Origin of the sequence: Streptomyces goshikiensis (assembly GCF_014650555.1) — a bacterium.
Classification (GTDB): Bacteria; Actinomycetota; Actinomycetes; order Streptomycetales; family Streptomycetaceae; genus Streptomyces; species Streptomyces goshikiensis.
In genome coordinates this window covers 46,175-69,011 of sequence record NZ_BMVE01000015.1, presented here as the reverse complement: position 1 = coordinate 69,011, position 22,837 = coordinate 46,175, and the positions used below count along the sequence as shown (strand labels likewise).

Genomic DNA, 22,837 nt, shown 5'->3' with positions numbered 1-22,837 from the left:
ATGAAAGCCCTGGTCATCGGTGCCGGCATCGGCGGCCTGACGTGCGCGGTCGCACTGCGGCGCGTCGGCGTCGACGTCGAGGTGTATGAGCGCGCCACCGAGCTGCGCGACGTCGGCTCCGGTCTGTCGGTCATGAGCAACGCGGTCACCGCCCTGGCCGGTTTCGGCATCGACCTGGGACTGGACAAGCGCGGTCAGGCCGTGGAGTCGTTCAGGATCATGGACCGGCGAGGCCGGCGGATCAGAGACCTCCCCTTCCAGGACACCCGCGGCCAGGTGGGCGCGCCGAGCTACTGCCTCAGCCGCGCGGACCTCCAGGAGGCTCTGCTGGCGGAGATCGGGGACTGCCCGGTCCACCTGGGGTCGACCGCCATCGGCTTCGAGACCGCCGGCATGGGGGTCACCGCCCGCTTCGAGGACGGCCGTTCGGCGAGCGGCGACATCCTGATCGGCGCCGACGGCTTCAACTCGTCCGTACGGCGTCACCTCGTCGGCCCCGAGCAGGCCAAGGACAGCGGCTACCTCTTCCGGCTCGGCATCGTCCCCTTCCGCCACCGGCACCTCACCACGGGCGCGGTGCGCCACTACTGGGGCAGCGGACAACGTTTCGGCCTCATCGACATCGGAAAGGGCCGCTGCTACTGGTGGGCGGCCATGAGCACACCCGAGGACGCGCCCGCGCCGAGCCGCGTCAAGGAACTCCTGCGACGGGCATACGGGGACTGGGCCGACGAGGTGCGGGCCGTGATCGACGCCACCCCGCAGGCGGACATCCTCACCGTGCCGTCGCGGGACCGGGCCTTCCTGGAGCGGTGGGGCGACGGCCCCGTCACCCTGCTCGGCGACGCCGCCCACCCCATGCTGACCACCCTCGCCCAGGGAGCCGGCATGGCCATGGAGGACGCCGTCGTACTGGCACGGACGCTGGCCGAGCCGATGACGGGTGACGACCCGGTGCGGGCTCTGCGGGCCTACGAGGAGCGGCGCCGCGACCGCACCAGGGCGATGGTGGCCGGTTCCCGCAGGATGAGCGAACTGACGCAGGGGGCCACCCCCCGAAGTCGCCTGGTCCGTAACGCCTACTTCCGCTTCGTACCCCGGCGCGTCCTCGTCCGGCAGACCGCCCAGGCCCTCACCTACCCCGAAGATTCGGCCACCGGATCCGGCTGCGTCCAGCGCGAGCTGAGCCCCTTGGAGCGCCTGTACTGGATCGCGGACCGGACCTCACCCCTCAACGTCATCGCCCGCGCCCGTGTCCACGGACACCTGCCCCCGTCGCTGCACCGCCGCGCACTGGACCTCCTCCAGCTCCGGCACCCCTTGCTGCGCGTCGCGATCACCGACGACGGCACCGGGGCACACCCCGCGTTCGTCCCGCTCGACGCGCGTCAGATCCCGCTGAGGCACGTCCACGTACCGCCGGACGATCCCACGGTCGACACGCGGTGGGAGCGCGAGGTGAACGACCGGGAGCTCGTGGAAAGCGTGGACTGGCGCGCCGGTCCGCTGCTGCGCGCTGTGGTGATCACCTCGGAAGGAACAGACGGCGAGAACGCCGGGGACTTCCATGACCTGCTGCTGACGGCCTCGCACATCATCGCCGACGGCAAGACGTGCCTGTCCCTGGTCCGGGAGTGGATCAACCTCACCGCGCAGCTGGACCGCGGCACACAGCCTCGGGTCACCCCGCTACGGGCACTGCCCGCGACGGACGACCTGCTCCCCCGCCGCCACCGTGGCGCCGCGGGTGTCGCCGGGTTCAAGGCCCTGATGCGACGGGAGGAGCAGGCGGCCCGACGGCACCCCGCGCAGCGGGTCCTCCCCAGCCACCAGGTGCCGTTCGAGCAGCGGCGCACCCGGATGGTGCACAGGTCCCTGCCCGCCGAGCAGTTGGATCTGCTGGTGACCGCGGCCAAACGGCACGGCACCACGGTCCACGGCGTGCTGGCCGCCGCGATGGTGACGGCGGTCGCCCGGGACGCGGGGACGTCGACGACGGCACACTTCTCGATCGGCTCGCCGGTCGACTTCCGCGATGACCTCGAACCGGCTGTGGCACCCGACGAGGCCGGCACCTACGTGGCCACGGTTCCCTCCCGCGTCCGTTACGAGCCCGGCCGACCGCTGTGGCTGATGGCCCGGGCCATCAGCCAGGACCTGGTGCGGCGCCGGGGGCGCCAGGAGCACCTGTCCACGATCAGCCTGCCGCGCTGGGCAGGACCGAAGTCACTGGCGGACAGCGAGTCGTTCATGCGGTTCATGGACGAGGAGGGGCCGATCAACCTGTGCCTGTCCAACGTCGGCCGCTACGAGTTCCCCGACCAGGCGGGCCCGTGGCGGGTGGGCGAGGCCCAGTTCCTCACGGGCGTCTCGGTGATGGGCTCCATCGTGGCGACCGCGACGACCAGCCACGCCCAACTCGCCTGGAACTTCAGCTATGTCGAGGGCCTCGTCCCGGCGCCGCGCGCACGGCGCATCGCTGACGACTCCGTCCGCACCGTGCTGTCCGTCCTCACCGAGTGACGGACCGATCGAGCCCAGTACGTTCCGGATCTCATGGATCCCCGTGGCTCCCGCTCCGCCGACCCCCGGCTGCCTGCTGCTTGCCTTCCATCGAAAGGTTCCGCCCCGATGACCCATGCTCCGGTCCCGACGCAGACGCGGCGTCGTGTTCTGCCCGCAGGCGAGAACGGCTCGCTGTGGGAGGCTCGGCCCTCGTGCGGGATCTTCGAGTTCCGCGGGATGCGTCTGCGGCTCACGGTGGAGGACCCCGCGGAGGTCCTGTTCCCGACCGACTGCGGGCTGAGCCTAATCGCCGCTCTCAACGCTGACCTGGTTCCTGACCTGGCGGGTGTCAACGCCTTGGACATCGGTGCCGGTTCCGGTCTCTACAGCGTCGCCCTGCTCGCGGCCGGCGCCGAGCGGGTGACCGCTCTGGACATCAACCCCGCCTCGGCCACCCAGACCGCGGTGAACGTGATGGCCAATGGTCTCGATTCCACGCGGCTGACCTGTGTCACTTCGCCGCTGGAGGAGTACACACCGGACGAGCGGTTCGATCTGGTGATCACCAATCCACCACACCTGCCCTACGACCCGAGTTACGCAAGGAAGGACGGGCTGGAAACGGCTCTTGTCGCCCGGAGGGGCGGGCGCGCGGTGTACGACTCCGTCGTCGAGCGCGTGGACACGCTCCTCGCGCCGGGCGGCACGCTGCTCATGGCGCACTCCTCACTCGCCGACATTCCCCGGACCGTAACGGAGCTCACCAGGGGCGGCTTCGAGGCCGAGACGCTTGAGGTCTTCGAGATGGACATCCCGCTCCTGGCGTACGCGGAGCACAAGGAGACCATGCTGACCCTGCTGAGAGAACGGCGAGCAGAGGGCCGGGCGGAGTTCGACGGGGCGCGCTTCACGGTGCACGCCCTGATGTTCCGGCGCCCCGGGAACGCCACCGGCAGCTGACATCCTGCCGGTGGTCGTGCGTACCGCCCCAAGGGGCTTCGATCTTCAGACCGGCACGTCTTGCTTGTCCTGCATCAACTGCGCGATCTCGGCCAGGGTGCTCGCTCCCGCGAGTTCGTCAAAGCTGATCTGCAATCCGGGGTCGCCCTCCAGCACGAGGGCCAGTTCGACCGCGAACAGTGAGTCCAGGCCGAGGACCGTCGGTGTGGCCTCGGGGGAGATCAGCCCGGGCCGCACCTGGAACTTGTCGGTCAGGATGCTGACCAGGATGTCGTACATGGCGCTTCTCCAAGTGAGTCGGTGTGTGCGGGCGAGGTCGGGCGGGCGAGGTCGGGCCACACGAGGGTGGTGGCACCCCAGGCCAAGCCGCCGCCGAAGGCCGCCAGCAGGACCCGGTGTCCGGGCTTCAGGCTCCCCGCGCGGTCGGCGTGATCAAGGAGGATCGGGATCGAGGCGGCCGAGGTGTTGCCGACCTGCTCGATGTTGGACAGTGCGCTCTCCGCCGTGATGCCCAACCGCTCCGCGAGCATGGAGGTGATCCGTCCGTTCGCTTGGTGGGGAACGACCCGGTCCACGTCCTGCGGCTTCCAGTTCGCGGCATCCAGGGCGGCTCGGGAGGCAGAAGTCATGTGCTGCACCGCTCGCCAGAAGACTTCTTGCCCCTCCAGACGCAGATACGAGTCCGCCGGGATGTCTCCGCGCAACGAGCGTTCCTCGGATCCGCCGCCGCGTACGGTGATCAGGTCGCGGCCACCGCCATCGCTGCCCAGCACGCAAGGCCCCAGGGCGCCGGGTTCCTCGCGGTGACCCGAACGCAGGACGACGGCTCCGGCTCCATCGCCGAAGAGCATGCTCGTGGGGTCGTCCGGGGCGACGCTCAGCGACAGCACATCCGTGCCGATCACCAGGACACTGTCCGACGTACCCGCGGCGATCAGGCCCTGCGCGACCCCCAGTCCGTAGACGAACCCGGCGCACACGGCCTGGACGTCCAGGGCGGTCACCCCGGTCATGCCCAGCCGTGAGGCGACGCTCGGGGCGGTGCCGGGGCACGGCCTGTCCGGCGACGAGGTGGCGACGACCACCGCCGCGACATCGCCGACCGCGGAACGGGCCAGAGCCTCTCGGCCGGCCGCGACCGCCAGGTCACCGCTGCTGGTACCCGGCTCAACGACGTGCCGGAACCGGATGCCCGAGCGCTGAAACATCCACTCGGACGACCGGCCCAGTCGCTCCACGAGCTCCTCATTGGCCACCCGGCGCGGCGGCAGGCACGATCCGACACCTGCCAGGACGGACGCCGGCGCCCTTTGATCCCTCACTCTTCCACCCTCGACTTCGGAGACGGACGGGGAGCCCGGCCGGGCAACCGAAGCAGAACGCCCTACCTGCCCGCGAGGAGACACTACTCCAAGTAGCCATGCGCATACGCACTGTCTCCCGGGGCGAAACTGGTCGAGCACGGCCGGACGGTGCCGTAGGGTGGTGTTCACCGACGCGGGGTGGAGCAGCTCGGTAGCTCGCTGGGCTCATAACCCAGAGGTCGCAGGTTCAAATCCTGTCCCCGCTACTACACCGGAAGGGCCCGGATCCTTTATGGATCCGGGCCCTTCTGCCGTGCTGAAGCAGCCCTTCGCGCGAAGGTCGGGGCGGCGCACCGGCGGCCGGACCGGCTGCGACTACTCGACCCTCAGCGCCGCCAGCCGCTGCTCGAACGGCACCACCGCGAACCCGCCCACCGGTTCCACCGACGTGATCGCGCCCGTCAGCGAGCGGGGTGCGACCGCGGCGGCGGTGTCGACGTCGGGCGCGGCTTCCCCACCGGCGGGCGCCATGGCGCGCGCCAGCTCCGCGCCCGCACGGGCGATCCGCTGCTCCAGCCCCTCCTCACCCCAGTCCTCCGAGGCCGCGTACACGGCGGTCGGCAGGACGACAGCGCGCAGGTAGGTGAACAACGGCCGCAGAGCGTGCTCGGTGACCAGGGAGTGCCGGGCCGTGCCGCCGGTCGCACCGAGGAGCACCGGCTTCGCGGTGAGGGCATCCTTGTCGATGAGGTCGAAGAAGGACTTGAACAGGCCGCTGTACGAAGCCGCGAACACCGGCGTGACGGCGATCAGGCCGTCCGCGGCGGCCACCGCGTCGAGCGCGGCGGCAAGACGGGCGGGCGGGAACCCGGTGACGAAGTGCCGGCCGATCTCCGTCGCCAGCTCCCTCAGCTCGATCACTTCGAGGTCGGCGTCCACGTGCCCCAGCGTCGCCGCCGCGAGCCGGTCGGCGAGCAGCCGCGTCGAGGAGGGCGAGCTGAGCCCCGCCGATACGACGATGAGCTTCATCCCTGCGTCTCCTCCTTCGGGGCCTCCTGGGCCGCCGCCACGCGGGCGGAGTGCGTCGGCGCGTCCGGCACACCGGCCGGGCGCAGGTTCGCGAACTCCTTGCGCAGCACCGGCACGACCTCCTCGCCGAGCAGGTCGAGCTGCTCCAGGACGGTCTTCAGGGGCAGGCCCGCGTGGTCCACCAGGAAGAGTTGCCGCTGGTAGTCGCCGGCGTAGTCCCGGAAGGACAGCGTCCGCTCGATGACCTGCTGCGGCGAGCCGACGGTCAGCGGGGTCTGGGTGGTGAACTCCTCCAGGGACGGCCCGTGGCCGTACACCGGCGCGTTGTCGAAGTACGGGCGGAACTCGCGCACCGCGTCCTGCGAGTTCCTGTTCATGAACACCTGGCCTCCGAGCCCGACGATGGCCTGCTCGGGTGTGCCGTGCCCGTAGTGGGCGTAGCGCTGCCGGTACAGGTTCACCATCTGCTCGGTGTGGGAAGTCGGCCAGAAGATGTTGTTGTGGAAGAAACCGTCTCCGTAGTAGGCGGCCTGCTCGGCGATCTCCGGCGAGCGGATGGAGCCGTGCCAGACGAAGGGCGCGACACCGTCCAGCGGACGCGGGGTCGAGGTGAAGGACTGCAGCGGCGTGCGGAACTTACCCTTCCAGGTGACGACTTCCTCGTCCCACAGGCGGCGCAGCAGCGCGTAGTTCTCGATGGCGAGGTCGATGCCGTCGCGAATGTCCTTGCCGAACCAGGGATAGACCGGACCGGTGTTGCCGCGGCCCATCATCACGTCCACACGGCCGTCCGCGACGTGCTGGAGCATCGCGAAGTCCTCGGCGATCTTCACCGGGTCGTTGGTGGTGATCAGCGTCGTCGACGTGGAGAGGATCAGGTTCTCGGTGCGCGCGGCGATGTAGCCGAGCATCGTCGTCGGCGAGGAGGGGACGAACGGCGGGTTGTGGTGCTCGCCGGTGGCGAAGACGTCGAGGCCGACCTCCTCGGCCTTCTGCGCGATGGCGAGCATCGCCTTGATGCGCTCGTGCTCGCTGGGCGCGCGTCCGGTCGTCGGATCGGTTGTGACATCGCCGACGGTGAAGATCCCGAACTGCATGGCTCCCCTTCCCTCCAAGATTGTTTACGATTCAACCATACCCCAGAACGAGGGGTGCGCCCGAGGTATTCCCGGCGCAGCACGAGGGCACGAGGCGCGTAGGGAGCGGCGGAACACAGGGCCACGCAGCGGCTTGGTGGGGCGGACGGGGCGGACGGGACAGCAATCGAAGGGGGGCCGCTGCCCCCCTACGGGACCGCGGTCACGCACACGCCTGGCGAAAGACATGGGGACACCCCCCAACGAGGGCAGCAATGGGGGGCATCGTGCCTGCGCCGACGAGCCGGTGGCAGAGTGGCGTGCCCCGGGGGCCGGATCGTCCAAAACCGCGGTCGGCCCGGACGGGCCGCGCCGCTGCGGCCCCCGGGCATCACCTGCCGTCTTGTCCCGGCGGCCTTTCGAAACTGTTGCTCAAGCGCGAGGAGAAGCAGCGCTCACTTCTTGCAGGGGAACGTCACCTGCTGACTGCGGACGCTCTTCTTCTGGTCCGGCAGGTGGAGCGTGACGTACCCGGTCACCGCCTTGGCGTTCTTGGGCGCCGGCATGTCCACGACCTGAAGGGCGACCTTGGTGGAGGTGCCCGCGCCGAAGGCGAAGGATCCCGGGGAGACCCGGGCGCGGCTGGCGTTCACGGTCCAGTGGTAACGGACCGTGCCCGGCCCGGTCGCCGTGATCTTTCCGTCGAAGGCCATGGCCACGGGAGTGCCGTTGCACACGACGGTCTCCCCCGGCTTCAGCAGGGTGACCACTTCGACTTTGGTGACCTTCACCGCCTGCACCGCCTGCTTGGCCCCGCTCGTCCCGGCGCTTCCGGCCGGCGCCGCGTGGGCGGGGGCGAGGGCCACCGAGGAGGCGAGGAGCGGGGCTGCGAGAAGCATGAGGTATCGACGCCGCATGGTGCTGCCTTCCGGATGAGGAAAGCCCCCGATCTCGGTTCCAGGATATCGGCAGCCCGCCCGCGCGGCCCGGCAGCCGACGGTCAGCCCTGCGAAGGGATCGGAGCTCCCGGCACGGACCATGTGTTGCAGACGGGTGGGCGTGGGCAGGGCGTGTCCTCCCCCTGGCCACGAGCGGCTCGGGCGTCGGCGGTACGCCACGTGCTCGGCGACTGTCCGGTGCCGCGTTGGAAGAAGGTGGTGAAGTTCGCGGCGTCCCGGAAGCCGAGGCGCTGTGCGCACCTGCCGACCGGCAGGTCGGTGTGGGCGAGAAGCCGTTTGGCCTCCAACAGGGTTCGCTGGTCCAGGAATTCCTTGGCGCCGACACCGGCGGCGGCGCGGGTGGCCCGGGTCAGCGTGCGCCGGTCGTAGCCCGTCAACCGAGTGTAATCGGCGACCTGGTGCCACTCGGTGAAGTGCTCCTCGACCGCGGCCCGGTAGCGAAGGAAGACATCGTGGCAACGCCCGCCGCCGCCGGCGGTGGGGGTGGCGGCCTCGGCCGGCCGTACGCGCAGGACCAGCGCTGCCAGGAGGTGCGAGAGCAGCGCGGGAGAGGCCAGCCGCGGCATCCGCACCGCCAGGTCGTGCTCGCCTCGCAGATGATCGGCTGCCAGCAGGGCGAGCGGTCGCAGCGGCTGGTCCAGGTGCCAGGTGGCGGGCGCGGAGAGGTCCCAGGCCGGGGTGGGGCCCAGGTCGGGCAGGAAGCCGGGCCGGAAGAGGATCAGGGGCCCGTCGACGCCGTTGACGTCGCTCCAGCGGTGCACCATGCCCGGCCGGATCCACACCACGCTCCCCGCTCGCAGCTGGTACGTCTCGAAGTCCGCCACGTGGCCGCCCCTGCCGGAGGCGACCAGGGCGAGCACGTGGAAATCCGGCCGCTGCGGCCGGGTACGGGCACCCGCGCCGTCCATCTCGCGGAGCCGCGCGAAGCTGAGGACCTCCACCCCGTACGCCGCACCGAGGGCGGGCAGGTAGTGCAGTTGCCGCACCGTGCGGTGTCCGTTTTCCACAAGAGATGTGTCTCTTTCTACCGGGGAACGCGTGCGGGACGACAGTAGCTTCGACAGCGCCACCTGCAGATCAGAGCGGATGGTGCTTGCACACTCGCGGCGGATGCGGCAACTCCTCCGCCGCGCACCACGTCGAGGAAGAGCACGGGAATGATGGAAAGCACAAGAGCCGTACGAGTGGCGGGCGGCACTGTCGAGGTGCGCTCGAAGGGGTGCACCGGGCCGGCGCTGGTGTTCGTCCACTACTGGGGTGGCTCTGCCGCCACCTGGGACGGGGTCGTCGGACGACTTCCGGCCGAACAGGCCACGCTCCGCTACGACCAGCGCGGCTGGGGCACATCACGGGCACTGCCCGGCCCCTACACCCTGGACCAGCTCGCCGACGACCTCTCGTGCGTGGTCGAGGCCTTGCGGCTCGGGCCGTTCGTGCTGGTCGGCCATTCGATGGGAGGGAAGGTCAGCCAGCTCGTCGCAGCGCGCCGGCCCACGGAACTGGCGGGCCTGGTCCTGGTCGCGCCCGCGCCGCCGCGGCCGCCCGCCGCGGTGACCCCCGAGTTCCGGGAGGGGCTCTCCCACGCCTACGACTCGCCGGAGTCCGCCGAACAGGCGCTTGACCATGTGCTGACCGCCGTCCCGTTGCCGGACGCGCTGCGCGCCGCCGCCGTACGCGACAACCTCGCCGTGCACCCAGAGGCCCTCCGGGAGTGGCCATTGCGTGGGATTGCAGCGGACATCACGGACACCGTCCGGGCGATCGACGTCCCCGTGACGGTCCTGGCCGGGGAGAACGACGCGGTGGAACCACCCCACGTGCTCCGAGAACACCTGCTGCCACACATCCCGCACGCCCAGCTGCACACAGTCCCCGGCATCGGCCACCTCCTGCCCTTGGAAGCACCCGACGCCCTCGCGGCGGAACTGCGCAGCCTCTCCACCCGCCCCGGCAGCTGACTGCCCGCTGCCGAAGCCTGGAGGCCATCGCGTGGAAGCACCGCGCAGGCTCGCCTTGACGTGACCTGCCGGGCGAGCTGGGACCGTTCCGAGACCGTGTCGGTGGACCCCACCGTTTGCCCAGGCGGAACCCGACCACCATGCGCTCGGACGCTCCCGCGGCAGCCGTCCGCGTGCCGCGAAAGGGACCCGGAAGAACAAGAAACCCCGTCCCGATCCGGTCCTGGCCGACCGAGCATGTTCGTCTCGCGCGATCCGAAGTCCCCTTCGCCAGCGCGCAATTCACGCCGTCACGCCCCAGCGGGAACTTTGTGATCATCGTGAGACAGTGCCCCGAATGGCTACTTTCAGCGACAAGTTGATCGCAATCCGTGATGCTGCGTATACGGTCGAGATGGAATCGTCACCCCCACCCTGGAGATGTCGTGGCACGCTTCCGTACCCGTCTCGCCCTGCTCGGCTCGGCCGCAGCCCTCACCGCCGTCCAACTCGCCGGCGCCCAGCCCGCCGCTGCCGCAGAGAACCAGTGGGTCGCCCTGGGTGACTCATACACCGCAGGGGTCATCCACGCCGCGGGCAACACCTTCGAAGTCCCGCGCGACGGATGTGAGCGCACCGACCGGTCCTACCCGCAGGTCATCGACCGCGATCTCGGCGGCCTGTTCGAGCTGACCAACGTCAGCTGCGGCGCCGCCACCATCGAGAACGTCACCGACACACCCCAGCACCCGATCGGCCGTCACCTGCCGCCCATCTCCGAGGACCCGGACTACCCCTTCCCGCCGGTTCCCGCTCAGTCCGAGGCGGTCGGCGCGGACACCGACGTCATCACCGTCGGCGTGGGCGGCAACTCCCTCGGCTTCGCCGACTTCCTCACCAAGTGCGCGCAGTTGGGCGGAGAGAGCAGCGGCAAGGGCACCCCGTGCAAGGACGCGCTGGCCGCCGACGTCCCGAACCGACTGAAGACCGTGCGCCATCAATACGACCGGATGCTCGCCGTGCTCCACAAGCGCGCCCCAAAGGCGAAGATCCTGGCCGTCGGCTACCCCACGGTCATCCCCAAGGACGCCTCCAAGTGCAGTTTCGGCGACCTGACACAGTTCGGCACGATCACCTCCGGGGACCTGGCCTGGCTGCGCACCGACGTCCTGGAACCCCTCAACAAGGCCATCGACGACTCCACCGGCACACAGGACGCCGCCAGCTTCATCGACCTCTACACCTCCTCCCGGGATCACAGCGTCTGCGACGAGCGCAAGTGGGTCGAAGGCTTCGTCACTCTCCCTGACCAGCTGTCCATCGTGCACCCCAACGCCCTCGGCCACCGCAACGCCGCCGACCACATCGAAGAGGCGATGCTGAACACTCTCAGCTGACCCCGGAGCCGGCACCCGGCCGACGAACCCGAACCGGCCCCGGCACCAGCCGGAGGCCGGTCGTACGTACCAGGCCCATCTGTCGGGCGTGTGTAATGTCGGCACAGCTTGCCGGCTGGGCTGGACCGCAGAACAGAAGCCGGCAATTGGCGTCAGTGAGGACCATGGCCTCAACGGCGTTCTGCTTCTTCTTGCCGGAGATGAACTCCTCCCGGTCGTTTCGGCCGACGGCTGGCCTGCGAACCCGGACCTCGGTGCCGTCGATGATCCCGGTCTGCCCGCTGGCGCCGGTTCGGGTGATCGTGGAGCGATCGACTTCGAACAGGCAGGCCAGCACGTCATGAGTGGCACCGTGGCGAAGGTGAACCAGCGTGGCCAAGAGCCGGTCGATGAAGACCAGCCAGCGTCGCACCGCCAACCATGCACGAACTCGTTGGACCGTGCCTTTCGGATCAGACCGGGCCTGCGACGTCTGGCACCGCGCCGCGATCTCGTCGGTCGCCAACGCTCCGCGTCGCCGCCCTTCTCGGCCTTGCGATGCAAGGCACCAGACACCACTCCCTGACCAGACTTGATCCGAAAGACACTGCCTGAGCGGCTCCGGGACCTGCGAACCGGTCCCGGACACCCGGCTGTCAGTGCCCTTTGGCAGCATGAACCCATGAGCAAGGTAGTGAACTACAGCATGGCGAACCGCGGCGAGATCGCGCGCTTCCTGCCAGCCCTGGACCTGAGCGCCGACGAATCACGACGCCTGGACAACATGCGCGTCAGGGCGAAGGCACGTCAGGATAGCCTCGACCATCAGGACGTGGACTGGGGGCTGTCGGTCCCGGACGCGCTGGAGGAGCTGATCTCCGGCCGGGCCGACTCCCCCGCCGATTACGCCGGTTGCGCCTACTACGCGGCGCTCCAGATCATCATCGACCACAACGCGAGCGACAGCTCGACCCTGGCGAGCTACCGGAGCCCCGTCACCTACTTCTCCGCCCTGGACGACGCCCTCAGCTCGGCGGGCGTCCCGGCCGACCTGCTGCCCTACCAGTACGTCTTCAGTGGCCCGCCCTCGGAGATCGGGTTCCGCATACCCAGTCCCCTGGAGGGCTCACCGGAGATCGGCTGCTGGCCCCTCGCGAAGGCCGGCCCCGCGGTGGCGGCCTACCGCGCAGTGCTGGACCGCGTGGATGCCGATCTCCGGTACGACCTCGGGGAGCTCATCGAGGCGCTCGACGGCTGGGCCTCGGAATGGAACGAGGGCGAGGGCGCCTGGTGGTGGGCCGAGGACGGCTCGATCTTCTTCTCGATCACCGGCTGACCCACTGAGGAAGCGGCCGCCCCCTCCGGGTCAGGCCCAGCCTCGTTCGGTGTAGGGGCGGCCGGCACCGTGCATCCGAGAACGGCACGGCGCAACAGCTGCAGGCCAGCCGGCGAGCCGCGCGTTCAGCGGCCTACCGCGCTTCGCGGGCCCGGTCGGCGAGCGACGCGGCGCCGGGCCTTGCCGGCAACGCCCGTGCCCGTAGGTTCTGGCCTGCGGAAACGTCACTTGTAGGGCGGCATGTTGTAGGTCGGACTTCCGGGACTCCAGTCCATGTGAGATACCAGGACGGTCAGGAGGAGCACCACCACGACCACGACGAGCACCCCCACCCAGAAACTGTCCGCAGGTCCCGGACGGTGCGGCTCCGGCGAGCTGTCCGGCCGGTCACCGCCACCCTCACCAGCACGGTCCTCGGCGTCACTGTCCCCATCGGGCGCCACGGCCCCTCCTTCGATCAGGGCCATGGCACCGCACCGCACGGCAGGCGTCAAGACAGCCAGCAACCGCTGGTTTCCTCAATCCTGTTGATGGTGCAAGCGGCGGGAGATCATGGAGCGTGCGATGCCGTACAGCTCGGTTGGCGCGGCGTGCGGGAACCCATCGCGCAAACGCTGCCGGCGAAGCACAGGCCCGAGCATCAGGGCCTCATCAGTCCGCCCACCCACCAGTCGTGCGGCCGGCCATCGTTGGCGATGCCGCGATTGCGCAGCGTCCCTTCGACGGTGAAGCCGAGTTTCTCGGCGACGGCCCGCGAGCCGGTGTTCCCGGCCATGGCCCACCACTCGATGCGGTGGACGTCGAGGCTGGCCCAGCCCCAGTCGCACAGGGCCCGAGCGGCCTCGACCGAGTACCCCCGCCCGCGCTGCTCCTTGACCGCCCAGTAACCGAGCTCCCAGACGCCGCGGCTGATGAGGGTCAGGCAGTACGAGCCGACCAGGGCGCCGGTGTCCTTGCGGAACGCGCCGAGGGTGTAGTCCTTGTCCTCGGCCCACTGAGCGGGCAGCTTCTCCCCGACGAGCGTCTCCGCGTCCGCACGCCGGTACGGCACCGGCACCGGGGTGTAGAACTGGATGTCCTCGTCCTGGCAGGCCTCGTACACGGCATCCACGTCGGTAGGAGTGAAGGCCCGCAACACCAGACGGTCGGTCTCAAGACGCACTGGATCCATCCCGGCAGTATGGCCGTTGTCAACAAGCGGCGACCAGCGAATATCCCGACCGAGCACCGCCCTTCACAACACCCCGGGCTGGTCAACCGCCGCCCCGACGCCGCAGATCAGCCACCCCCGGGGCAGAGCTACACCCACATCAATCGCAGACAGAGCCGTTGGCTCGCGAGGCCCGGCTCATCGGCGCGGGCTGCCAGCCGAAGGCAGCCGTGTCGGACAACGATCTGGTTCGGTTCTCGCACACCACCTGCTCCGGGAGGACCAGGCACTCATGTCGCCGGGCTCCAGAGTGGCCGTGGCTGCCGTGACGCAGGCATGGGCCGTTGATGAGATGACGATCAGCTGGACAGACCGTCGAGAAATCGCCACCCGCGCCAACGTCGCCGCACTCGACCGGACGCCCAACCAACTCGACCCACAGGCTGGCTTGTTACCGGTCTCGCGTCGCCGCGAGGGGCGCAACCGTATCCAGGGCTCGCTGATTGCCGTCTCAGGGACCTTGCGGCCCGGTGGAAACGCTTCTGCACGCGGGCGGCGCAGCCGTGAAACGTCCGTACGCGTACGTAGTTCGCGAACCCTCTTTCGGCCAAGTTCGTCGCGCAGAGTGATTGTCCGTACTCTATCCGTGGCCTGTCTGGCTAGGCTCCCCGCAGCGGACACACCAGTCCCTCGCCGGTAGCTGGGGGTGCTTCCGCCTTCCCCTTTTTCTCACGAATCGAGGGCGGGATCGCTGTGACAGCACGCGTGGAGGACGTTCGTAAGCTTCTCGAGCGGGCGGCGGACGGGACGGTTGAGATCCCGGTGTCCGTGTTCGCCGACCCCGACGCCGCAGCGCTCGTCTTTCCGGGCAGCATCGTGCGTATCGACGGCGCGGTGTGTGATGAGCGGGCCCTGTCGGTCGGCGGGCAGGCCACCGTCACCGCGTCCTCGGCGCCGGTGGACGTCGCGTTCACCGCGGAAGACGGTGAGTGGCTGACCGGAACGGTGGTCGGTCGATCTCGGCGAGGGCCGCAGTCTCGTCCTGGTCGACGGCGCTCCGGAGGGTACGTCACTGCCTGCCGGGGCCTGGGCGCTGACGGACGGCCGGGCCCTGCGGCTGACCAGGCGCACGCCCGCGCCGCCCACCGATCCCGAGCGCCTGGACGGTCTGGGACGGGCCCTGCCCGACCTGAAACACCGCGACGGAGCCGCCCTCGACCGCACCCCCCGGGCGCTGGTCACCGAGCACGGCATCCTCACCCCGCGCCCCGGCCCGCGCCGCCGCAAGGGCATGCGGGTCCTGGAGGCTCCGTCGGTACGCGGCTGGTCGCCGATCGGCACGCCGGGTGGCGACAACGGGCTGAGCGTCGACTACTACAGTCCGCCGCTTCGGATCGCCGGCGCGCTGACCGCGCTGCCGGCCTCCCCGCCGTACAAGACGGTGGTCGGCGGTGTGCTGCTGGTGGACACCGGCGCGTTCAACGGTTCGGCGATGGGCGCCTACGTCGTCCCGGACGGTTCCGGCGCCGACCCGTCGTTGTTCGCCTACGGCTCCCTCGGCAGCCAGACCGGCTTCGGGCCGCCTTTGTTCCAGGTGCGCGGAATCTCGGCCGGGTTCGGCTGGAACAGCCGCGTACGGGTGCCCGCAGCCGACGCGCTGGGCAGCTTCCCGTTCCTGATGGCCCTGGACAATCCGGGCGCGATCGGCGCCGACGACGAGGAAGTCGACCCGCTGAAAGTCCTCTCGGCGCTGATCGGCGGCGGAAATCCGTGGGTGCGTCCGCAGGAGGGTGATCTGTGGTTCGCGGCGGGCTTGGCCTTCGACTGCTTCGAGACGTTCAGCGGCCGCGCCATGGCGCTGGTGCAGACCGGCTCCGACCTGACCATCAGTCTGCTGGGCGCGGCCGGGATGCAGCTGCCCACCAAGAGCGACAAGAAGATCGCCCGGGTGGAGATCGGCATCGAAGCGACCCTGCGGCCGACGGCTGGGGAGCTGAGCATCGGTGCGGCGTTCACCGAGAAGACGTTCCTCATCGACCCGAACTGCAAGTTGCGCGGTGGGGTCGGCATGAAGTTCTGGTTCGGCAATCACCCGCAGGCCGGCGACTTCGCATTCATGCTCGGCGCGATCCCCGCAGGCCGGGAGCTGCCCGCCCGCTACCCCCGCCAGCAGCCTGCCGGCCTGACCTGGGGCGTCGGGTCGACCGTCAACATCACCGGTAACGCCTACGCCGCGTTCACCCCCAAGTCCCTCATGGCGGGCGGCTCCCTGGACGTCGTCTTCCAGTCCGGCATGCTGCGCGCCTGGCTCACCGCCCGGGTGGACGCCCTGCTGGAGTGGAACCCCTTCTACTTCGACGTCGGTATGGGTATTCGGGTCGGGGTCTCGGCGACCATCAAGGTCTGGTTCATCAAGATCAGGATCTCGATCGAGGTCGGCGTCAGCGTCCGGATTTGGGGCCCCGCGGTCGGCGGCGAGGCCACCGTCCACCTGTGGTTCATCTCCTTCACCATCGGTTTCGGCGCCGACCGCCGCAGCCAGGCCCCGGCTCTGGACTGGGGCGGCTTCCAGGGCATGCTGCCCCCGCCGGAGAACATGGTCCGCACCACGGCGGTCGCCGGTTACACCGGTGAGGGCGCGCCGGCCATCCGCGGCGATGTCAAGCCGTGGCTGGTCAGCAACGGCGGCTTCACCTTCACCGCCGACACCCGGGCCCCGGTCAGCAAGGTCTACTTGAACCAGGGCACCGACACCGTCGAGGCCGCCACCGACACCGTCGTGGACATCCTGCCCATGCACGTGCGGGGCAAGGGCAGCGAGCTGCGCATCTGGCTCACCTACAACGGCCTGTCCGGCGCGCTGGGGCTCTGGGGCCGATCCGTCCAGCGCGGCAACGTGCCCAACGGCCTGTGGGGGCAGCAGCCTGACGCGCCGAACGACGGGATCATCCCCGACCGGATCCTCGGAATGCGCCTGACGTCGCCGCCGGTGGACCACGGCACCGACACCGGATTCATCAACGAGGAGGCCATCTCCTTCGACCCGATCAACCCCGACGGCAACCAGCCGCTCTCCGGCGAGCCCGCCACGGGCCCTGTACCGGCCCGTCCCGGCGGGGTCATCGCCGCGATCCGGGACGGCATCGACACCACCGCCACTCGGAACAACCGCGCCGCCCTGGCCCAGGCCCTCACCGGCCTCGGCGCGAACCTCGGCACCCTCGACACCGACCTGAGCGCCTACGCCCGGGCAGCGGGCACCGCCTTCACCGCCGAACCGATGCTGATCGCGGCCGGCTGACCCCCGCGCACGCCACCGCAGGCCGCCGCCCAGGCCGTGCCCGGGCCGGCCCGTGGAGCCGTGCGCCCCGAGTCCGCCGCCCCGCCCTCACCCGCCCGCCGCCGCCGTGTCCTGTCGAAAGGCCACCCCGTGACCACCACACCCGACTCCGCATCCCGCCCGCGCACCAGCGAGCCGGGCACCGAACACCGCACCCGGTTCTTCGACCACCGCATCCCGTCTCTGTACGCCGGCCGGTACCGGATCGACAACCGGCAGACCCTCAGGGACGTCGGCGGTCAGGACCGCGTCATCGACGCCACCCCGCAGCCCTTCGACGTCGTGCAGCCGCGCTTCAGCTTCGACCTGACCGGCATCAGCGCGCGGTTCCCCGTGCCGGACGCCGTCGGCACCTACAGCCAGACCCTGCCTCACATCAACCTCGATGCTCCCGGCCTGCCTTGGAACCGTCCCCTGGGTCCCGGCCAGCCGGCCGCCGTCCCGTGGATGGCCCTGCTGGTGTTCCGCGAGGACGAGCTGCCCGAGGACCCGGACGCGGTGGGCCTGGTCAAGGCCGGAACGGTGCGCCGGCTCCTGGACGGCGGCCTCGGCACCGGCAAGCCCCCCGCTCTGGCGCAGGAGAGCCTGCGCCCCGAGGAGTACGACGAGCAGTGCGCCACCGTCCTCGTCCCCAACGCCCTGTTCGACGCGGTGAAGCCGCTGCCCGTGGAGATGGGCTATCTCGCACACCTACGCGAGGGCGGGCGCCCCGACGCGACCCGCGCCGGTGATGCCCCTGAACCCGACGAGGGCGAACTCAACGCCGTCGTCGTCGCCAACCGCTTCCCCGCCGCCGCGGGCGGTCGCCACGTCGCCCACCTGGTCTCCCTGGAAGGCTTCGACCCATACCTGACCACCCCCGCGCCCACCGGAGGCGTGCGCCTGGTCTCCCTCGCCTCCTGGTCCTTCACCACCGAACCCGACTCCGGTGTCGGATTCGGTGACCTCGCCCAGCACCTGGCCACTGCAGACGGCATCACGCCGCGCCCCGCAGACGGGCTGCGCCTGCGTGTGCCAACCGCCGGACCTGCCAGCCCGGGCGGCCCGGAGAAGGAAGCCCTGGACCGGCTGGCGGGCGGCGCCGTGGCCCTGCCGCAGCGCCTGGCGAGCGGCGAGCGCACCTTCGCCTTCTACCGCGGCCCGCTCACCGCCCAGCCCGCCCAGGAGCTTCCCGCGCCCGCCTCCACCCGCCTGGACTCCCCGGGTGAGGCACTGGTCTACGTGCAGCAGTACGGCGTCTTCGACACCGCCTACGCCGCCGCCTTCACCGCCGGGCGCACCCTCGCCCTCGCGGATGCCGAGTTCCGCAGCGCCCTGCTGGAGTTCCGCTCCGCCGCCCGCGCCGCGGCCCGCCGCCTGGCCTCCCACCCCGAGCTCGCCGCCCGAGCCACGACGGCTCTGACCGGCCGCCAGCTCACCGCACCCCTCGCCTTCGAGGCCTTCGACCGCCTCCTGGTCGACGGCGACGCCCGCTCCGGCGGTGCCCGCCTCGTCCAGGCTCTCGACCAGGCCGGCCCGCAGCTGCGCGACGGCCGCCGCCGTACCGCGGCCCGCAGCCGCCGCACCATCGGCGACGCGCGCACCGTACTCGCTCAGCCCGGTGTCGCGGACCTGCTCGCCCAGGCCGCCCCCGACCCGTTCGCGAAGGTCACCGCCTGGCTGGACGCGCTGCGCCGCCTGGAGCTGCTGAGCCTGTCCCACCTGGTCCCCGACCCGAGCGCGCTGCCGGCCGAAAGCATCCGCTTCGCCTACATCGACGCCGAGTGGGCGCGGGCGGCCGTGGACGGTGCGCTGAGCGTCGGCGTCGGCCACACCCTGGACGCCGACCTCAACAAGCTCGCCATCGGTGGCGGGCAGGTCCCCAAGTGCGCGGTCCTGATCAACTCCGGCCTGGTGCCGAACTGGCCGAACGCCATCTTCACCGGCTACCAAGGTTCCGACGCGGTGGAACCGGTACGCGACGCGGTGTTCGGCACCGAGATTCGCCTGCTGCTCTACCCCGAGGTGATCGACCGCTTCGAGCTGGCGGAGCCCCCGCGCGGCCTGTGCTTCGGTCTCAGCGACATCGGCACCATCGAGCTGCGCCAGATCACCGGGGACCGGATCGGCCACCCCATGGGAGAGTTCCCGCCACCGCCCCCCGCAGACGACAGCCGCTTCCGCCGCTTCCTGCGTCCCGGCGATCGCGACGTCCTCAACGTCGACGGTACCGGTGACGCCCTGGTGCCCGCCCTGTCCACCGCCCACGGGCTCACCGGAGGCCGGCGGATCTCCTCCGCCCAGTTCGCCCTGCAGATGATTGACGCCCCGCAGGCGCAGACATTCTCCCGGCCCTGAGCCCTCCCCCGTTTCCGCGCCGTACCGCCAAGCGCTGACCGAAAGGACCCCGGGCCATGTCCGTGGACACCACCCTCATCGTGCCGGTCGAGGTCGCGGCCCTCGCCGTCAACCGGGCCACCCGCGACACCGCGACCCCGCACGTGTTCCACCGATGGATCACCAATTTCAAGAACATCGACGAAGGCGTCCCCCCGGAACCCGCCCCGTTCTCCAGCCCCGAGGAGTGGACCGGCCGTGAGGACCGCCTCGGGGTCTACCTCCAGTGGGAACTGCCCGCCGCCCTCACCCGCGGCCGCCACGACGAGGAGGAAGGCATCGGCGACTTCCCCCTGGTGCCCAACCGGTGGCTCGTCGTCCGACACACCGACAGCACCCGCCGTCTGAAGGCCTGGATCGTCGAGAGCGACTACCTCGACCCCATGAACGGCAGCGTCTCCTTCCAGGATCCGGACAGCGAAGAGCCTGCCGCGACTCTGATCGGCAAGTCCCACGAGCTCACCGGCCCCTGGCAGGAACCGGCCGGCGCGCACGCGCCATTCCTCACCGCGATCGGCCCCGGCCTCCCGACCTTTTCGGTCTACCAGCCCTACAACAGCAACGTCTTCTCCCTCCACGACACGCTCCTCGACGAACCGGGCAGCGAGCTGCCCGCGCGGGAGCGGCTGAGCTACTTCGTCGCGGGCTGGTACGCGGACCCCGCCAGCGACATCCTCGCCGGTACCGACGATCTCGCCGCGCTGCTGGAGCGTCTGCAGTGGAGGCCGCCGGTCGGTTCCGGCAGCGGCATCCGATCCTCCGTCTACTCCGGCACGGTCCTGGGGCTGGACTGGGACCTGACCGGCCCCGTCCCCGACTCACCCTGCCCGGCTCCCGCCGACGTCACCCCGATCGTCTCCAACAGCATCGCCGAAGCCGTCGCCGAACTCGGTGCCCAGGCCGGGGGCGAAGGCGCGCTGTCGGGGGACGAGGCCGACCTGTTCCGGGCTTTCCTGCTCGGCGGCATCGACGCCCTGGAAGAGCGTGACCGGCCCGAGGCCGACATCCTCACCGACCGCCGCGCCCACGACAGCGCCTTCGGGCCCGTCCACGGCGGATACCGCTGGTTCATCGGTGAACGCGGCGAGGAAACCGGCCGCACCACCTCCCACGCGGCCCGCGCCGCGGAGGCCGACACCGTCGCCGACCTCAACCGCCGCCAGGCCACCCACGACGCCACCGAAGCAGAACTCGACGCCGCCCGCGAGCACCTCTACCACCTGTGGTGGCTCAGCCACCTGCGCAAGAAGTCCGAGGACTTCACCGACCGGATCGACGACGAACTCGACCCAGGCAACGCGGACGACGCAGCCGGACGGGTCGTCGCCCTCGCCCGCGACCTGACCGAGCAGCGCGCCACACTGCCCTGGGGCAAAAGCGAAGCGGACCTGGCGGCCAGCATCGACGCCCTGTACCCGGCCTACGGCGCCAGGGCCGCCCGCCGCCTGATCCGGGTTCCGGCCGACGACTTCGAGTACAGCGCCGACCCGGTCCTCACTCTCCAGGGCGCCAACCTCCACGCCCCCCTCACCCGCGACACCGCTCTGCCCTGCCGCACACCCGAACGAATCGTCACCCGCGCTTCCGGCACCACCACCACCGACGTCGCCGACACCGCCGCCCAGATCGACCTCACCGGGCAGCAGCCGCCCTGCTTCCCGGCCCTGCTCAGCGAGTTCCTCATCCTCGACCGCGCCCTGCGCAGCGGCGCGATCCGTGACGTCACCGGCACCCTGCCCGAATACGGCACCACACCGTGGGCCATGCCCTGGCAGCCGCTGTTCCTGCTGTGGAAGGCCGAGTACTTCCCCCTGCCGATGCACGACGGCGACACGGCCCACTGGGAGTTCGTCGACGGCTCCCGCTACCAGTGGAAGGGCACTGGGGAACCCGGCACCCCGTTGGTCGTCTCCGGCCGCCAGATGCTCGCACCCTCCGCCGGCCACATCATCGACGGCACCCTCCAGAGCTATGCCCGCGTGCGCGACCGGCTGCCGGCCGACGCCCTGCGGCAAGTGCGCTCCCGGGCCCGCGAGGCGAACTACCTCTCCCAGACCCTCGACGGCTTCGGCGCCGCCATCGCCCAACGCCAGCCCCTGGCCGGCCTCCAGCCCACCGGCGACCTAGGCGCCCTCATCGGCAACGGCGACTACCCCCCGCCGGACCCCGGCGGTTTCCCAGGGGACTGGGACGACAACTGGCCCGAATCCACCTTCCAGGACTTGCGCGCCGGCCAGCTCGCCTTCCTCGACCTGGCCGTCGTCGACCGCTTCGGACGCTCCGTCAACCTCATCACCAACCCCACCCACTTCGCGCCCGAGATGCCGGACACCATGCGCCCGGCGCACCCCGTCAGCGGTTATGACCCTGACCGGCTGGTCGAACTGGCACCTCGCCTGCTCCAGCCCGCGCGCCTGCGCTTCAACTTCCTCGCCGCCACCACCGACGAGGACACCGACCTCACCCCCGGGGCCAACCCCATCTGCGCGTGGCTGCTGCACAACCGCCTCGACCAGTCCCTCGTCGTCCACGCCCCCGACGGCGCCGCACTCGGCGAACTGCGCGTCACCCTGAACGCCTCCGGGCAGCGCGAAGTTTCCTGGGACGCCCTCCCGGGCTCCGAGGTGACCCGCTTCGAGCAGCTGCAAACAGTGGCTCCCCATCCCTACCGGCTGCTCAACGGTGTAAAGACCCGCGGCCCCCAGACCTTCGATGCCTTCCGCGCCACGCTCGATCGCACCCTGGAGACCATCGACCCGGACGGCCCGGCCGACCCCGGCCTCGGCTTCCTCCTCGGCCGGCCCCTCGCCCTGGTCCGCACCCGCCTCACCATGAACCTACGCGGCCTCCTGCGCACCGACGTCAGCTGGCAGAACCTGTTCAAGCCCTCGCCCTCCCAGCTGCCCGGCTACCCGTGGGCGATCCGCCTCGGCGAGGCACAGCAGAGTGACGACGGCCTGGTCGGGTACGTTCTCGGCGACGACTACGAGCACTTCGAGACGGTCGTCGATCCGGCTGCCGGCGGCGGGGAGTACCTGCGGCCGATCGGCGACCGGCCCAGCCTGGAGCTGGACTTCGGTGACAACAACACCACGGTCGCCACCGTGCTGCTGGACCCGCGCGCCGCCGTGCACGCCACGACCGACATCCTCGCCACCAAGAAGGTCTTCGTCCCGCAGGAATTCACCGATCCGGCGATCGCGCGGATGGCGGTCAACTTCCGCACCGGTCCGCTCCTGGCCGCCACCACCGCCCTGCGCGGACCGCAGGGCGAGAGCGAAGAGACCGCCCTCATGCCGACCCCGGCCGGCGTCATCGGCACCTGGACCTGGTCCGAGAACCGCGGCGGCACCTGGGAGAAGCTGCCGATCCTCAGCCAGGACCAGTACGACCTCCCCCTCGGCGAACCCGAGATCCGCTCCGGCTTCCTCACCGTCGAAGACGCGGCCGCCCACAGCCGCGCCGACCGCTGAGAACCCTGGCCACTCC

General features: G+C 70.5%; 17 protein-coding genes, 1 tRNA gene and 1 pseudogene. 10 read left to right on the top strand and 9 right to left on the bottom strand.

All coding sequences use genetic code 11. The features are described from left to right. Both IE248_RS31540 and IE248_RS31535 read left to right on the top strand, forming a co-directional pair. Entirely contained in the window at positions 1–2,523 is a 2,523-nt protein-coding gene (locus IE248_RS31540; RefSeq protein WP_190032433.1) for an FAD-dependent monooxygenase, read from the top strand. 108 nt (positions 2,524–2,631) lie between these two features. Then, positions 2,632–3,465, top strand: a complete 834-nt coding sequence (locus IE248_RS31535; protein ID WP_073795652.1) for a methyltransferase — start codon at positions 2,632–2,634, stop codon at positions 3,463–3,465. 45 nt (positions 3,466–3,510) lie between these two features. Here the strand turns inward: IE248_RS31535 and IE248_RS31530 are convergent, their stop codons facing one another. Further along, positions 3,511–3,744 carry an acyl carrier protein gene (locus IE248_RS31530; protein ID WP_037789690.1) on the bottom strand — a complete coding sequence of 78 codons (234 nt, stop codon included), beginning with the start codon at positions 3,742–3,744 and terminating at the stop codon, positions 3,511–3,513. Then, complete coding sequence (locus tag IE248_RS31525) at positions 3,717–4,721, bottom strand: beta-ketoacyl-ACP synthase 3 (protein WP_229895678.1); 1,005 nt, start codon at positions 4,719–4,721, stop codon at positions 3,717–3,719. The genes IE248_RS31530 and IE248_RS31525 overlap by 28 nt, the downstream gene beginning before the upstream one ends. Before the next feature lie 240 nt (positions 4,722–4,961). On the opposite strand from IE248_RS31525, the gene IE248_RS31520 reads away from it, so the two are divergent. Further along, positions 4,962–5,035 (top strand) — tRNA-Met (locus tag IE248_RS31520). Between the two features lie 109 nt (positions 5,036–5,144). On the opposite strand, the gene IE248_RS31515 is transcribed toward IE248_RS31520, so the two are convergent. From IE248_RS31515 to IE248_RS31500, 4 genes are all read right to left on the bottom strand, one after another. Then, positions 5,145–5,798, bottom strand: a complete 654-nt coding sequence (locus tag IE248_RS31515; RefSeq protein ID WP_190032432.1) for a CE1759 family FMN reductase — start codon at positions 5,796–5,798, stop codon at positions 5,145–5,147. Beyond that, complete coding sequence (locus IE248_RS31510) at positions 5,795–6,895, bottom strand: LLM class flavin-dependent oxidoreductase (RefSeq protein ID WP_008735155.1); 1,101 nt, start codon at positions 6,893–6,895, stop codon at positions 5,795–5,797. Before IE248_RS31510 ends, IE248_RS31515 begins: the two co-directional genes overlap by 4 nt. Before the next feature lie 434 nt (positions 6,896–7,329). Continuing rightward, on the bottom strand, positions 7,330–7,773 hold the full coding sequence (locus IE248_RS31505) for a hypothetical protein (protein ID WP_073795648.1): 444 nt from the start codon (positions 7,771–7,773) through the stop codon (positions 7,330–7,332). 101 nt (positions 7,774–7,874) lie between these two features. After that, complete coding sequence (locus tag IE248_RS31500) at positions 7,875–8,840, bottom strand: helix-turn-helix domain-containing protein (protein ID WP_229895662.1); 966 nt, start codon at positions 8,838–8,840, stop codon at positions 7,875–7,877. Positions 8,841–8,990: 150 nt separating this feature from the next. On the opposite strand from IE248_RS31500, the gene IE248_RS31495 reads away from it, so the two are divergent. From IE248_RS31495 to IE248_RS31490, 3 genes and pseudogenes are all read left to right on the top strand, one after another. Further along, on the top strand, positions 8,991–9,791 hold the full coding sequence (locus IE248_RS31495; protein ID WP_373301676.1) for an alpha/beta fold hydrolase: 801 nt from the start codon (positions 8,991–8,993) through the stop codon (positions 9,789–9,791). A 149-nt stretch (positions 9,792–9,940) separates the two neighbouring features. Then, positions 9,941–10,092: pseudogene (locus IE248_RS37815) on the top strand (IS5/IS1182 family transposase); the annotation flags it as partial. A 124-nt stretch (positions 10,093–10,216) separates the two neighbouring features. Then, positions 10,217–11,167, top strand: a complete 951-nt coding sequence (locus IE248_RS31490; RefSeq protein ID WP_190032431.1) for an SGNH/GDSL hydrolase family protein — start codon at positions 10,217–10,219, stop codon at positions 11,165–11,167. Here IE248_RS31490 and IE248_RS37810 read toward each other — a convergent pair. Then, complete coding sequence (locus IE248_RS37810; RefSeq protein WP_229895661.1) at positions 11,160–11,672, bottom strand: transposase family protein; 513 nt, start codon at positions 11,670–11,672, stop codon at positions 11,160–11,162. The genes IE248_RS31490 and IE248_RS37810 overlap by 8 nt on opposite strands. A gap of 156 nt (positions 11,673–11,828) precedes the next feature. On the opposite strand from IE248_RS37810, the gene IE248_RS31480 reads away from it, so the two are divergent. Continuing rightward, positions 11,829–12,482: a DUF7691 family protein gene (locus IE248_RS31480; RefSeq protein WP_190032430.1), complete on the top strand. Its 654-nt coding sequence runs from the start codon at positions 11,829–11,831 to the stop codon at positions 12,480–12,482. A 224-nt stretch (positions 12,483–12,706) separates the two neighbouring features. Here the strand turns inward: IE248_RS31480 and IE248_RS31475 are convergent, their stop codons facing one another. Beyond that, positions 12,707–12,925, bottom strand: a complete 219-nt coding sequence (locus IE248_RS31475; RefSeq protein ID WP_158677310.1) for a hypothetical protein — start codon at positions 12,923–12,925, stop codon at positions 12,707–12,709. Between the two features lie 197 nt (positions 12,926–13,122). After that, the gene (locus IE248_RS31470) at positions 13,123–13,653 is read right to left on the bottom strand and encodes a GNAT family N-acetyltransferase (RefSeq protein WP_073795639.1); all 531 of its coding nucleotides are present in this window, start codon (positions 13,651–13,653) and stop codon (positions 13,123–13,125) included. Positions 13,654–14,923: 1,270 nt separating this feature from the next. Between IE248_RS31470 and IE248_RS31465 the strand changes: the two genes are divergently transcribed. The 3 genes from IE248_RS31465 to IE248_RS37805 all read left to right on the top strand — a co-directional run bounded on the left by IE248_RS31465 (position 14,924) and on the right by IE248_RS37805 (position 22,821). Continuing rightward, positions 14,924–16,933 carry a DUF6603 domain-containing protein gene (locus tag IE248_RS31465; protein WP_190032429.1) on the top strand — a complete coding sequence of 670 codons (2,010 nt, stop codon included), beginning with the start codon at positions 14,924–14,926 and terminating at the stop codon, positions 16,931–16,933. 129 nt (positions 16,934–17,062) lie between these two features. After that, positions 17,063–19,309 (top strand): hypothetical protein, encoded by a 2,247-nt coding sequence (locus IE248_RS31460; RefSeq protein WP_190032428.1) that lies wholly within the window; start codon positions 17,063–17,065, stop codon positions 19,307–19,309. A gap of 56 nt (positions 19,310–19,365) precedes the next feature. Continuing rightward, positions 19,366–22,821: a hypothetical protein gene (locus IE248_RS37805; protein WP_229895660.1), complete on the top strand. Its 3,456-nt coding sequence runs from the start codon at positions 19,366–19,368 to the stop codon at positions 22,819–22,821. Positions 22,822–22,837 lie beyond the last annotated feature (16 nt).

What these genes read in the sequence shown, in the direction of transcription:
- IE248_RS31480 (WP_190032430.1), top strand. Translation starts at nt 11,829, where the DNA reads ATGAGCAAGGTAGTGAACTACAGCATGGCGAACCGCGGCGAGATCGCG.
- IE248_RS31510 (WP_008735155.1), bottom strand. Translation starts at nt 6,895, where the DNA reads ATGCAGTTCGGGATCTTCACCGTCGGCGATGTCACAACCGATCCGACG.
- IE248_RS31530 (WP_037789690.1), bottom strand. Translation starts at nt 3,744, where the DNA reads ATGTACGACATCCTGGTCAGCATCCTGACCGACAAGTTCCAGGTGCGG.
- IE248_RS31505 (WP_073795648.1), bottom strand. Translation starts at nt 7,773, where the DNA reads ATGCTTCTCGCAGCCCCGCTCCTCGCCTCCTCGGTGGCCCTCGCCCCC.
- IE248_RS31470 (WP_073795639.1), bottom strand. Translation starts at nt 13,653, where the DNA reads ATGGATCCAGTGCGTCTTGAGACCGACCGTCTGGTGTTGCGGGCCTTC.
- IE248_RS31465 (WP_190032429.1), top strand. Translation starts at nt 14,924, where the DNA reads ATGCGGGTCCTGGAGGCTCCGTCGGTACGCGGCTGGTCGCCGATCGGC.
- IE248_RS31495 (WP_373301676.1), top strand. Translation starts at nt 8,991, where the DNA reads ATGATGGAAAGCACAAGAGCCGTACGAGTGGCGGGCGGCACTGTCGAG.
- IE248_RS31535 (WP_073795652.1), top strand. Translation starts at nt 2,632, where the DNA reads ATGACCCATGCTCCGGTCCCGACGCAGACGCGGCGTCGTGTTCTGCCC.
- IE248_RS37805 (WP_229895660.1), top strand. Translation starts at nt 19,366, where the DNA reads ATGTCCGTGGACACCACCCTCATCGTGCCGGTCGAGGTCGCGGCCCTC.
- IE248_RS31515 (WP_190032432.1), bottom strand. Translation starts at nt 5,798, where the DNA reads ATGAAGCTCATCGTCGTATCGGCGGGGCTCAGCTCGCCCTCCTCGACG.
- IE248_RS31540 (WP_190032433.1), top strand. Translation starts at nt 1, where the DNA reads ATGAAAGCCCTGGTCATCGGTGCCGGCATCGGCGGCCTGACGTGCGCG.